General features: G+C 50.6%; 11 protein-coding genes. All 11 read right to left on the bottom strand.

Going from position 1 to position 13523, the window contains the following annotated elements; all coding sequences use genetic code 11:
• Position 1 precedes the first annotated feature (1 nt).
• The 11 genes from ACO0LL_RS07050 to ACO0LL_RS07000 all read right to left on the bottom strand — a co-directional run bounded on the left by ACO0LL_RS07050 (position 2) and on the right by ACO0LL_RS07000 (position 13509).
• Positions 2–1441 carry a hypothetical protein gene (locus tag ACO0LL_RS07050; protein WP_422950176.1) on the bottom strand — a complete coding sequence of 480 codons (1440 nt, stop codon included), beginning with the start codon at positions 1439–1441 and terminating at the stop codon, positions 2–4.
• Between the two features lie 109 nt (positions 1442–1550).
• Positions 1551–1838 carry an IcmT/TraK family protein gene (gene icmT / locus ACO0LL_RS07045; protein WP_422950175.1) on the bottom strand — a complete coding sequence of 96 codons (288 nt, stop codon included), beginning with the start codon at positions 1836–1838 and terminating at the stop codon, positions 1551–1553.
• A gap of 18 nt (positions 1839–1856) precedes the next feature.
• A complete protein-coding gene (locus tag ACO0LL_RS07040; RefSeq protein WP_422950174.1) occupies positions 1857–3110 on the bottom strand; it encodes a type IV pilus twitching motility protein PilT in 1254 nt (417 codons plus the stop codon).
• 13 nt (positions 3111–3123) lie between these two features.
• On the bottom strand, positions 3124–4068 hold the full coding sequence (locus tag ACO0LL_RS07035) for a type IV secretory system conjugative DNA transfer family protein (protein WP_422950173.1): 945 nt from the start codon (positions 4066–4068) through the stop codon (positions 3124–3126).
• Between the two features lie 19 nt (positions 4069–4087).
• Positions 4088–4621 (bottom strand): DotD/TraH family lipoprotein, encoded by a 534-nt coding sequence (locus tag ACO0LL_RS07030; RefSeq protein ID WP_162043626.1) that lies wholly within the window; start codon positions 4619–4621, stop codon positions 4088–4090.
• Between the two features lie 536 nt (positions 4622–5157).
• Positions 5158–8193, bottom strand: coding sequence for a hypothetical protein (locus ACO0LL_RS07025; protein WP_422950172.1), 3036 nt, complete (start codon positions 8191–8193; stop codon positions 5158–5160).
• Positions 8194–8599: 406 nt separating this feature from the next.
• The gene (locus ACO0LL_RS07020; protein WP_422950171.1) at positions 8600–9022 is read right to left on the bottom strand and encodes a hypothetical protein; all 423 of its coding nucleotides are present in this window, start codon (positions 9020–9022) and stop codon (positions 8600–8602) included.
• A 147-nt stretch (positions 9023–9169) separates the two neighbouring features.
• Positions 9170–9769 carry a hypothetical protein gene (locus tag ACO0LL_RS07015; RefSeq protein WP_422950170.1) on the bottom strand — a complete coding sequence of 200 codons (600 nt, stop codon included), beginning with the start codon at positions 9767–9769 and terminating at the stop codon, positions 9170–9172.
• 31 nt (positions 9770–9800) lie between these two features.
• Positions 9801–10910: a hypothetical protein gene (locus tag ACO0LL_RS07010; protein WP_422950169.1), complete on the bottom strand. Its 1110-nt coding sequence runs from the start codon at positions 10908–10910 to the stop codon at positions 9801–9803.
• A 70-nt stretch (positions 10911–10980) separates the two neighbouring features.
• Complete coding sequence (locus ACO0LL_RS07005) at positions 10981–12426, bottom strand: DotG/IcmE/VirB10 family protein (RefSeq protein WP_422950168.1); 1446 nt, start codon at positions 12424–12426, stop codon at positions 10981–10983.
• The gene (locus tag ACO0LL_RS07000) at positions 12427–13509 is read right to left on the bottom strand and encodes a DotH/IcmK family type IV secretion protein (RefSeq protein ID WP_422950167.1); all 1083 of its coding nucleotides are present in this window, start codon (positions 13507–13509) and stop codon (positions 12427–12429) included.
• Positions 13510–13523: the final 14 nt, after the last annotated feature.

The following is a 13523-nucleotide window of genomic DNA, read 5'->3' as shown; positions in this document are numbered from 1 at the left end:
CTTAGTCGGTAACGATAATCAGGCGCCCCAGCAACCTTGATTCCACCTGACGGATACGCTTGCCAGTAGCAATTTCAATTTCACGCAAGGCACCATCAAAAGTACCAAAGAAGGTACCGCCCATCTTGATATCCTGATCCTTGGTCTGGTAAGACAGAGAGTAACCATTCTTTGATGCCAGGCGCAACAGCGCATTGCGCAGGGTTTTATCATTCAAAGAAATTTCCCATTTGGTGCGCGAGGCCTCCTGCACTTCCACATTCGCCTGCACCGGGAAAGAGATCACACTGCTGTTAGCCGATGTCGTCGCTACCTCAGTAATAACATTGTTATCTACTACAGAAGACGTACCTTGCGCTTCAGGTGCAGCAAATCTGGCCTTGGTTATAGCCGGTTTGGCTTCATCTGCGCCTGCAACTGCTGCGGGAAAATCCATCCTGCTCATTCTATAACCGCCTGCGGCAGGCCGTGGGAAGCGGTAATCAGCGCGTATCATTTTGCCTGCAGAGGCAGGCTTGGCATCACCTTCTTCAAAGCTGATAGGTTGCGCCACTGGCTTTGCGGTAGTCGCATCCTGAGGCGCAGATGAAGGTTCTGGTTTGACCTGCTTGCTGCGGGCATTCAACTGTTCGAGCTTTTCGCGATACTGTGTTTCCAGTGCTTCGAGCTGGGCCATTTTTGCTTTGGTCGCCTGCTCCACGCGCTGGCTGATCAAAGTGTCTATCGTATCATCAGACACTTTGACACCAACATTGGTGTTGCCGCGATTGTCGCCTACTTCGCCCAGCGCACGCACAGGTACATCCACACTCGCAATCGGCACGGTGCGCGCTTCTGTAATCGCAGCGTGTGCAGGTTGCAGACGCAAGGCGATCAGAGGCTCAGGGGTCTCAAATTGCTGCCTGACTGTCACATGGCGCAATATGCTCTTGTCCTTACTCTGACTAAACAACTGAGATGCATAGCTACGGTTGGACATAGGCGCCAGAGTGATTTCACGGCTTTCCCAGTTGATATCGGCAATCAGCTTGTGCTTGAGTAGCACACCATCGAGTGCAATCACCCAGGTCTGGGCGCTGTTCCACTCTATTTTGTTCCTGAGATTCACGCCTTTCAGCGCGAACACGCGCCAACCCTGGCTTTCTGGTACGATGCCGCGCAAGCCTGTGAGCATATCCACGCCCTTGTTGGCAGCCACCGGTATCATCACCATCTCCATGTCGATGCGGCCATGGTGCAGAGTATTGGCGGTTGCGCCTACTACCTGCTCTTCACGGACATCAACGACTTTTCTCTGCGCACCAGATATTTGATAGACATAAGGTGTATTGGAATTGCTGACAACCTCAAAACCTGCCATAGCGGCAGGCGCATAGGCCGCAAATCCAGTGGCAAAAATACTGGAAACCAGGATGCTCAATAAATTGCGTGGATATTTCATCAGTAAATACTCCAGTAGCGCAACGCTACAAAAATTAAATTCTCAGTTGGTGCTAAAACCTTGCCATCGCCAGGATGTGGATCGACACTGGCGATGAAGGTGAGCACCACTAGCTACGGTAACGTTTCATCTCGTTCCAGTTCTTTGCATAACGGACCTTGCCACCAATAAAGCAGCGCACCAGGCGAAACACCACCATCGGCGAATACTTGAAACGCTCCAGTACTGTCAGTGCCACAATCACGGTAATAGCCATCACAAAGGTGAACATATTGGCGTGCAATAACCAGAACACCAGTGGGAACACCGCAACGTAGTTAATCCCCAGGAAGCGCAACTCCCTGGCTGAGTCACGCCAGATTACTTTCGCGGTGCCGTCATCTATATTATTTGCCATCTCAACTCCTTATCAAGGTCATTCACTGCCCAGCATGCGTTCTGCCTGGCTGGCACTGACTTCATATTTTTTGTATTCGATCTCGGAAATCATGCCTTCGCGGTAGTACCGCCTGGCCTCATCCACCAGCAACTGCTTTCTTTCCTTGACAATGGAGTGCGTCAGGAAAGGCAACATATTCACGTCAGCACCTACCTGTTCTATCAGACGGGTTTTTACCTCATCGTCAAACACCAGGAACTCACGCAAGGCAATACGCTTGAAATTACCGTCATCATTTTTTTCTGTCGAAGCAACCAGGCGCTGGGTCAGAATCACCTTGGTGGTATCGATCAGATCGACCATCTTGGATACCCGCTCTTCATGCGGGAACACATTTACCATGCGCTTCCAGGTCTGGCCTACCGAATTGGTATGCAGGGTGGAATACACAGCCTTACCCACCTGGGCGGCCATAATCCCGGCATTAATGGTTTCATGGTCACGCATTTCACCGACCATGAGGATATTTGGATCGCGCCGCACTGCATTACGGATAAATTCTGAAAATGACTTCAGGTGACGGCCTATCTCGTGCTGGGCCACCATCGATGAATAGCGTTTGCATTTATCAAAGACAAATTCAATAGGATCTTCGCCCGTCAATATGCGTTTGTTTGATTCCGGCTGCTCCAGGATGTAGCGAATGACCGCCGCCAGCAAGGTGGTCTTGCCTGAACCGGTTTCACCCGTTACCAGCACCAGGCCAATTTCGGGGAACAGTTGCTCCATCAGCTCTGGAGGCAACTTCATGGTAGAAATTTCTGGCGGGTTTTCCTGCAAAGGACGCATGACGATTTCTACACCCGGCCCTGAAGGTGAGAGGCAACCGGTGGCATTCATACGAAAGCGTACGGATACGCCACGCTGCCCTTCCAGCTTCAGTTCATAGGCGTAGTCAATCGCTTCGCCACTACCGAGTTTGGAGGGACCATTGGTGCCATAGACCTCAGTGACGATGGTATTGAGTTCACTGGTCTCCAGACTGCGCTTGGTGAGCTTGAAGATGGGCTTGCCTACCCTGACCTTGACCGGGTCACCCGTCTTCAAATAAATATCAGATACACCTATGTCCAGGCAATGCTGGAGTAATCTGCGAAAAGAGTTTTGCTCAAAGGTATTAGGTACATCCTTGAACGCATAACGTGCTTCGACCGCCTCGCGGTCGAAATTGACATCCTGATTTTTTACTGGCTTGGGAGCAAGTGCAATGGGCTGTACAAGCGCGGACATAATTAACTCGCTATCAAAAGCTGGGGAACAGCATCCAGTCGTTAGAATTCAGATTGAATTCAGGGCGCTCGGTAATCGTCAGCGTAATATCATCAATCGATATGCCGGTCTTGCCATTACCAGTGACGCCCAGGCGATTGCGTGAGACAAAGGGCTTGGTCACCAGGTTTTGCAACAACAGATACTGGTAGCGCTGCATGCCGGAAAAATCTTCATTCAGCATTGCCAGGTTTTGCCGGTAAATTGCATTTGCCTGATCGACACCCTTGTCCCAGCCCTCAGCCAGTGCCTGATTCCAGACCCGCTTTTCTTCATCACTTTTAGGGAACAGGCTGGGGTGCACATCATTGCCCGGCGTACCGGCATCAAACACCAGATAATTTTCCCAGATAGGAATGGTGGTGATCAGGCGTGCCTGCTTTTTGATGCGGAAGCTGGCCTTGGAATAACGCAGCACATCACCCTGGCCATCTTTGTCGCTCAACAGATTTTTTGCACCCAGTATGACTGGCGGCTGCATGACACAGTTTTCATTCGGACGTTCAGCAATCAGTTTTTGCGAATAGCGGTTTTTTTCTTCCTTGCCGCAATCCAGCATCAATGGTGCAAAGTTGAATATCCTGTCCATCTCTGAACGGTGGCGGTACAAAAATTCCTTGATCAGGATAGACCTGGCAACCAGACCATTGCGTATGCCCAGGGCATAAGCAGCTTCGCGCACGGCTGCTACACGCAGGTCGCGGATATCACTGCCCTTGAATGGATCATCTTCACTACGCTTGGCCTTGGCGATATTTTCTGCAGAAAAATCATCCAGAGTCGGCGCGGCAGATTCTCTGGCCGTGTTGCTGGCATTCAGATTCACGGTGACAGGCTCGCCTTTGCTATCGTAGGCGAATGCAGAAGCGCCACATAGCGCAAACAAGGATACAGCAGCAATTTGACTTAATTTGAACATACAAGACCCGTTATCAATATTAGTCAAAGAAGCGAACCAGTACTTTTCTTCTTGCTTCATCAACCACGATATCTGCACGTGAACCTGCCTGCAAACCGGCATCGCGCAAGATGGAAGCGATGGATTGTTCCCTGGCATTTATTTTCACCATGACAGGTATGGCAGGCACGCTGCCTTCGGGTTGCATGTATTCATAGCCAGAGCGTATTGCCATCTGGCGTGCTACTTCCTGTATAGGGCCAGCCTCCCAGACAAAGCTGATTTTCGCAGTCATGCCGTAAGGTTCTTTGGTATTCGCCGCCTTATCCATTTTTAACTGTTGCGTGGGCGAGAGCTGGGCTTTTTCAACTGCAGCGCGGGTATTGCTCGCTTCTGCCAGCAATTGCGAATTGCGCTCTATAGCATCTGCGGTAGATAACAATTGCTGCTGCAAAGTTACTGTCTCTGACAAACGCGATTTCTGGTCCTCTGCTACCTTGGGATTTCTCGTCTGGCAACCAGCCAGGGTTGCAGAAACAACTAACAAACTAACAGCAAATTTGATCTGGTTCATGGATGAAGTCTCTGAGTTGCAAGCGCGCATTCAACGCGCAACATGTAAAGCCCTGGTGGTACAGGATTTTCATCAGCATCAGTCTGGCATGCTATTGAAAAAACCTGTTTATTTCCATTTCTACGAATGAAAATCAAAATAATACGAAAACTTTAAGACAATGATAGCATAAAATATTTGCAGATTTTATTCAAATTACAGCGCTGAAACAGAGTATTTTTCAAGGCACAGCAGATTCTGATTTTCTTGCAACAGAGCGCGCATTCACCCTGCGCAGGCTGCGAGATTCAGGCAGACCCAGACATGCATTGCTTGCGGGAAAAAATAACAGCAAAGCATGATTGGATTTACTGGCGACAAACAGTGCCATCGGAGGAGGCTGTGCAAGCAGAGAAAGAAAGCATTAGCAGACAATTCACAGCATCAACCGTAACAAGCATGATGCGTGCTGCGCCAGCGCTCATCAGCATGTTCACACCGGAACGGACAGCAATTGCTGTCCGTTTCCAGTTTCGCTATTTATGCTTGAGCTAGTTCTATACCAAAGCCGCTGCCCGCTTTTTCTCTTCGTGGTCTTTTTTATGGGAATACGTCAGCAATTCATCAGCCATGGCTTCAATGATATTGGTGTCATCATCCTCGCCTATCATGCCGGTAGCGGATTTTCTGGCGAGCTCCCTGCGTTCTATCTCATCCATCGCTGATCCGTCAGGGAAGTTTTCTGCCAATACCCTTCTGGCCTTGGAAGACCCGATAGCACGGTAGAGCTTGTCCCTGAGGATGGTGTCTTTGCGCGTAGTTGAGAATGCCCATAATTCCATGGGGCCGACAGTGTTGGTCAGCAATTGCTCGTTCCTGTGTTTCTTGGTCGAGAAAATTGCCAGGAAAGTCGAACCACCAGAACGCGGCGGATGGACCCGACCAGACTCCAATGCATGGCGGGCGGTTTTTGACAAACCAAAACGGTCGCCAATTTCCTTGACCTGGGCGGCATCACCACCATCCAGTACAAAGATGGAAGTCGCAAACTCCACCATCTCTTTATCAAAGTCATTCATGGATTGCGACAGCAGGCAAACCTGTACGCCCCATTTACGACCTTCCCGCATATATACCAGCACCTGATCGCGTACCACCGGTGAATTTTCTGTCCTATGGAATTCATCGAAGACAACCCGTTTAGGATCTTCCTTGATTTCATCGACGCGACCCTTGTGGTAAGTCTTGTACAGAGGACGGCATTCCTGCAAATTCTCTTCATTGAAGAAGAAATTGCGTGTACCGATGAACTGACCCAGCATGTACATGATACCGGTACGGCGGTCGGCCGCAGCACCGCCGGATTTGGCCACTTCATCCAGATCGATGGCGACAATGCGGGTGTCGCCAATATCGAACCTGGTGGTTGATGTCAGTACCGGATACTCACGCAAGACTGACTGTATCATGCGCGAAAACGCATCGACGATGGTTTCAGAAGTCGCCGTCTTTGGTTTGGTATACACGTCCCTGAAAGACTGATCCTGTACGACCGATGTCAGGTCATTCATGTTAGGGACGGCAAAGCGCTGCGCCAGAATGGCTTCATGCACCATGCCATTCCTGAACAATTCGTCGGTGATATCCCACCAGGTAGTAATTTCATCGGTATGCAAGCCCAATGACCTGACGGCAGCATCGACTTTTTCATCCTGATGCTCAGAATAACGCTTGGGGCTTTTTTCTGGCGAATACAGGCGGTAAGCTTCATCGACCACCATGCCGCAAATATCCGGCATACCATCATAAGGCTCGGTCTTACCCATAGGCATGGTCAACAGGGTCAGCAAGTTGACCAGGAATGCACGCTCTTGCGGTATCGGGTAATGATAGCCAAGCTGGGTGTCAAAGGGGTTGACGGCATATTCCGGCGTCATGCGCAGGCGGAAATAATTGGCCAGATGCTTGAGATTCGGCGGCAGGGCATCCTTGACCAGGGAAATCAAACCGCTTGATGAAGGGCCGATATCAATGACGGAAATGCGCGGCAGACGCTTGAGGCCAGGCATCACGCAAATCGCCCAGTTCAACATATTCGACAAGACCGATTTACCGGAACCTGGTTTCGCAAAAATAATATCAATCCAGGTCGTTTGCTTGCTGGAACCAGGCTGATAAGGCCACAGTTTGCCATCCGGTGAGCGGAATAATACTGCACCTTCTTTCCATGAAGATGCAGGACGCTGCAGTGGCATCATGTAGACGATGTCCGGCAGAGGAGCAATCGCTGGCGTGCCCATGTTCTTGGTCGAAAATCCGACCAGAGTGGACGCAACTCCCTCGAACGGGTCGCCACTCTTGTCGAATACTTCTATGCCACCCCAGCCTTCGATGGCACGAGCCAGCCTTTGTTCACGGCTGCGCAAGAGTTTTTCTTCACCAACTGGTGCCCAGGTAGCAAATGACATTGACACTTTGACGACGGTGCCGCCTTCCATGTCCTGATAATTCTGCAAGGCCTGCACCGCATTATTGGCGAGTTTGTTATTTGACGAGGCAAACGAGATCAGCGCCGCTATCATGGATTTCATGCCAAATCCACGTACACCACCACCTTCCATCATCATCGAATAACGCCATGGCAGGTCTGCCTCACGGAGGCGCGCAAACAGCCGTTGGAAAGTGTTGATGTCTTTGGGGAAGAGATAGACATGCACTGGCGCAATGATGCGGTCGCCTATGCGCAACCACTTGCCATTCAATTCTTCAGCATCACGCGGCATGATCTGATGTTCAATACGCGGATACAGGATGTCTGAAATATCACGCGGATGTGGATTTTCAAAAGCACGCGGGGACAGCTTGTCGCCCAGCAACCTTGGTCTCCACAACTCGTCTGTGTAATCAGCGTCGTAAGACATGCGTGCCACACGCAAGGCACTATGCGCATCAAGGATTTCACAATCCAGACCCGCCGTGTCCATTTCCAGTTTGATGGAACGCTTGAAGGAACCGTGCCTGTCGCGCAGTTCACGAATCGCAGCGAACAGATACTGACTGTGCTTCATGATGGGCACACTATGTTCTTTGTTGAACTGGACCTTTTCCTTGGTGGCTGCGGCTGCCTCAGCCTTGGTCATGGACGAACCATGGGTCCACAGCACCAGATAGCACTCTTCATGTGAGGTGTATTGCGACATGTGCGCAACTTTGGCATCGAACATGTCCTGCACATCCATTTGCAGGTTCCTGGCCGTTTCCCTGGAGCCATCAAGGGCATAAGTGATGTCGCGCACCACAAAGTCTTTGTCACAACCAAAGACGATCTGCATATGGTGCCCTGGATTACCGAAGAAAGCTTCTATCCCCTGCATCAGTGAACGGTGAATGGAAGCAAATTCTTCCACGCCAACCAGAAATCTTGCGCCATCGACCCGTATAAAACTGATCAGGGAGCCGTCTTTGGCGACCAGGGTGCTCTCATCATCCGTGGTTTCCAGTTCGCAGTAAACAGAAGCAGCGCTCCTGAACATGGAACCAGCCCAATAGACAAATTCATCAACACCTTCAAGAACAGAATTTACAACCGACATATTTTCCCCGATTAAATAGCGGTACTCCAGATAATCGGTACATCCCCCTATCATCTGGAAACATCAAATGAGTCTCTCTACATATACTCCGGTGCAACATGAACGTTGCATGCACGTAACATGGACACCAGATGGATATGAAAAAGCCCCGCAGACATGGCCTGCGAGGCTTTTTGTGACTCTTGCAAATCACTGCCGTTCCGCCTGCAATGACTTCCATAATCCAGCCATGCCAACTCGTATTAAGCCAGGCTGTATTTAGCCAAAGCCAGACATTCATCACGCCATTGTTCATGAGAGGATATGAATGCAATATACCTTGCGCTTCAGATTCACTTATGAAAATGACCTGCTTTGTTTCCCGGCTTTACCAGCTCCGGCTTGCACCAGAACCAGCATAAAAATATTAAGACGCGTAGCTGCTGTATTCGTAAGAAACGCGCGTGCTGCTTTGCGAACCGCCCCACAGAGACTGACCAGCACTTGACATCAAGGATGGCAGATACAACAAGCCTGCAGCCACAGCCAGCATGACGATAGGCGTGGACAGAGGTGTTTGCTGAGGATTGTCTTTATGTGCCTTGAATTTGAACATGGAGCCACCTGCCAGCGCTACACCAGCCATATAACAGGCACCCTGAATCATGACTTGCACACCATTGATACTGTCGGACGCAGTCATCGCCACTTGGCCAATCGATTTAGCCCCACCCGTAGTTGGGGTTGTTTGTGCAAAAGCCAGTTCTGGTACCAGCAAAACGGCTAGACCTGCTGCCACGCCCAACGCAAGACCAAGCTTGCTCTTCATACTTTTGTTAAGTTTAATCATGGAAACACTCCTAAGCTTTAGAAATAGATGCAACAAAATCCGGTAACAACGTCAATAAGAATACCCTAGACAAAAAATGCTTTCAAGTTTTTATACAAACAAAAGTAAAAATATTTTCCTTTTTAAGACAATCTGCAAACGCTAATCTCAAGGAGGGAGGATAATGTTGCTGATTCCCAATGTTTTTTGCAAAACTTCTGAAAGTGCAACGATATTCAGGCAAAAAGTTCCCCCCACCAGTAATACGATGGCGCGCTTGGCGGTGTCTTCCTTATGGCCACCGCCAGATCCCAACAACTTGAGTGCATACCAGCCACGGGCAAACGCAATCAGACCTATCAGGTTAACGAAACCGATCACTACCCGCGCTGCCTTGATACCATCCGCATCCAAGATGCTGGAGGTGGTATAAGTCATGATGGTGCTGGTGCCAAAGGTGGAGACCAGGAAGGTGTCGATCGAAGAAGACAGATAAAACATGCCGGTAGCAGCCAGCAATGTCATGACCACTGACATCGCCCCTTCATCGGATTTTCTCTCCCCTATGCGCTTTAACTTGAACATGGAAAAACCGAACAGGAACATTGCCACCACAAAAGTCACGGCCTGTACGAAATTCCATAGTCCCGGAATGCTCTCACCAAAGGTCAGTAACATGGTCAGGGCGGTAGGGCCCTGAGCAAAGGCCGGCGCTGCCAGCAAGCCGGCAGTTATGCCGGTGAAAAATCGTAAGCGCGATGCTGACATCAAAGTCCCCATAGCCGTCATCAGTTATTCATCAGTTATAAGTACGTCCACCGGCCTGGAAAGATTTTCTTTCGAAATCGATTCTCTCCAGACGGCCCAGGCCTTCCATATCACTACCGAGCTCAACCTCATGGGTCAGGCCATCACGATCACGGTACAGTACCCGGTCGCGCAAGATAGTCAGGCCTTGCAAGGACAGAGGCTTGGGAGCGGCATCCATTACCTGTGTGCGTGCAGGCAAGCCTTGCACTTGTGCGACACTGCTTTTTGAAGATGCGCGTGGCAATTCTGCTGCAACGGTGCTGCCTGGCCTTGCGGTATCGAAAAGCATTACACGCCCACCTGCAGACTGAACAGTCTGAGCAGGTTGAACTGACTGACCTGACCTGGCATTCGCCTGCGTGGGTTCACGCTGCGTCTCTGGCAGCGCTCCGGACTTATTAGATGCATTACAGAAAGCACGTCTGGGTTCATATTTGCAGAGTTCCGCTTCCAGACGCAATTTGGTCAGGCCGAGGTCATTCACGCGCCCTTCCAGCATGCTGACATACTGTTCCCGCTTCTGTGCATCCTGGGTTGGTGCATAGGTTGGAGCAACTGCTGCGCTTTGCAGAACAGGCCTTGGTGCCACCGTATTTGCTGTTTGTGCAGGCACAACTACCGGTACAGGCGCTGCAGTAGTGGCCGTAGTTGCAACAGGTATAGGCTGGCTGCTGCCATTGCGGTTTTTGAGCTGCGCCAGCGCAGCCAGGTCATCATTCTGGGGCTGGCTGGCAGATGCGGCTGCGGCTTCAGCCACTGGTTTATCTGCTGCAGCCACAACTGGCTTGTCTTTTGCCTCAGACTCACGCTTCTTGCGCTCAGCATCTTCCTTTTGATTTTTGTATGCCTGTTGCTGCCGCATACGCTCACCGTTTTGTGAGGCCTGGAATTGCATGTACTGGTAGTAACCATATACCCCCATGACGAACAGCATGAGGCCGCCCATGGCGAGGTACATGGTCTTGTTATTATTTTTTGCTGCTACCGCAGACACAGGCACTACTTTTTTTTCTGACTCTGTCTTACCAGCTTGCGAAGAAGCAACTCCGGCATTTTCATCATGCTCGCCTGAAAGGCCGTCCCAGTCATTCATACCCATCATCTATTCCTTATCTTCAATTTACTTTTGGCTTTGCGGTCAAAAATGAAAATGCGTTTTACCAGCGGTACTAACGTTGACCATATACAGGGATTTGCCCATACACTGCGGGCTGACCACCATAGGCTGGCTGAGGATAGGCAGGCTGCGGCATATACACTTGCTGCTGACCATACATGGCTGGTGGCTGGACGGGCGGCATAGGAAGCGCAGGTGCATAGGCATTTGCAACTGCGGCCTGCCTTGCACCATTTGACGTAGCTGTGCCCGGTGCCGGACCGTTATTGTCAGCATTAACACCTTCGACATAGACAATGTCTGCTGCGACCAGCAAACCTATCTCGGTTTGTGAATACACTTCCAAGGTATTTGGCCTGTTGGTATAAGGTGCCAGCGTACTGGCGACACGGTTCATGGTTTTTGCGGCACCACGGGCAATTAATTGCTTATTATTAAGTTCTGATTGCGTCACAATGGTAGGCGAACCATTCTGTCCATAAATAACCGAAGAATTATTTTGCGCCTTGCCCTCGGCATAACCCTGGGCAAAATCAACAATGGCTGCGAGGCCAAATTTGGTCAGCAAATGCCTGTCTACATTATCGGCAACCGCAGCACGTTTCGTATCACGATCGACAGCAAAAATTTTGACGGGAATGGAACGCTCAAACTTAGGGTGATTCAGCGAAGTAAATTGAATCACGGCTTTTTCTGAGTAAGGCGCAGTCTGCCCGGATAGTGCACCGAGCAACTTGCCCCCCTTGAATGGCCCACTCAGGATGTAGGCGGTGATGGCACTAGGCTCATCGGTATTCATGCCTATATCGATGCTGCCATAAAAAATATCACCAGCCCTGGCAAAAACCTGGCCTTTCTTTTGTGCGTCAGCTTTAGTGGTTGGCTGCTCATGAACATTTTTTTCCTTGCTCTCGCCCGAAACGCTCTCAGTTCCTACATATGCCGTATAGAAAACCCTGGAGCCTGGCTCCCATACCTCATTGATCTTGGCTTTGTCAGCAGTCAGCTTACGCTTCCATTCATCGACTTTTTTCTGTTGGGCAGCTTCTGCGTCGCGGATATCCTGTTCGCTTGGTTCACGCGGGCCAGCATACCTGGCATAACCATTGTCGGCATTGCGGGCTGCATACATGCTGGGGTCTACGCTATTGCCAGCATTCGCAACAGATGCAGGAGCCGCGTCCGGGCGCATTGTTGCAATAAAGGTTTGCCCGTTTGACTCTGCCTGCTTAGCGGCGTCTTCGTTGGCGACCTTGCGCAAGTCAGACTGCTGGGCATCGACTTTATTGGGGTCAATGACGGTTTTTTTATTCGCATTTGCAGGCAAGGCTGCCGTGCTGGTAGGCTCGATCTGATCCTTGCCCATGGAGTTTTTCTTGATCAACCCATTGACAGCCAGTGCAATGCCCGCGACCAAAACAACGGCAACACCAATTACCATCATGCGGGATTTAGGATTTGTCAGGAAAGCCGCTCCACCTGTTTTCTTTTCTGCCATTTAAAACCCCGACACGCGTAATTCAACACTCTTACCTTCTTGCGCCGCATAGACAACTGGCGTGCGCGCAGGAAGCTCATAAACATTGGTACCATCAATCGAGGACATGGTTCCTGTCCATGACGGTGAGCGCACTGAAGTCTTGTTGGTCAGTCGCAAATACATTTTTCCATCCAGCATCCAGGCCCGGGCATCTGCACCTTCAACCTTGAGTTCCTGGGCCTTTTCCGGCACCACGCCATTCAACATGGAAAACATCGAGGAAGAAGCCTCAGGCGGCATTTGCTTTTCTATCAGGGCAGCAGCATTCGGGCCGCGTACAGGCATCCTCGCATCCAGGCGCACGTCAGTTTCTTTTTGACCTGTAACCAGGCGCACAAAAACCGGTGTACTCATGCCCGCGAGAAAAACTTTCAAATTGCCGTAGGCGTAATCTTTGATAGGCTCCAGCGCGATCTCATGCGGATTATTATTCGGATGAAAATCCACTGCAAACATGCTCTTGGAAGGCGCCGCAAATTTGACGACAGGCCAAGGATTGCCAGTTGAATCCGTGAACAGCAGGGACGAATTCTCATTGACGTTCAGGCGCATGACCGGTATCACCGACCCCGGCTGCAGGTTCACAATGACAGAAGAAATCACTGCTCTGTGCATTTGCCCGTCAGGCGTGCGCACCGAACGCTTGAAATCATCAATACGGTCGTAATAACGATTGATTTCATCACGGCTGAAGGTCACGGTTTCATCCAGCAATTCATCAAAAGCCTGCTCTTTGGGATCGCGGAACTGTGGCATCTTGAGCTTGGTGCGAGGCCTTGCGTAACCATCTGGCGAAGGCAGCATGGCAGGATCGCTATAACGCGCATTGAGCTCAGATGCAGTCAGCCTGGCGGGGCTGGCCTGTTGCGCCGGATCTGCAGGTGCAGGCGGCAAAGCACTGGGCAAGGCCATTTCGCCAGGCTTGGTTTGCGTTTTGGCGGCAGCTGGAGCATTGGCAGCATTCTGCCTGGCCAAAGCAGCACTCCCAAGCAAACTCAGGAAGAGTGCACAGGCAAGCCGGATATTTCTATTCTTATTCATCATCAACGACCTCA

Source organism: Undibacterium sp. TC4M20W, assembly GCF_049340245.1.
Taxonomy (GTDB): Bacteria; Pseudomonadota; Gammaproteobacteria; order Burkholderiales; family Burkholderiaceae_D; genus Undibacterium.
Note: the sequence above shows the minus strand (reverse complement) of the source record. Positions and strands in the feature narration are given on the sequence as shown.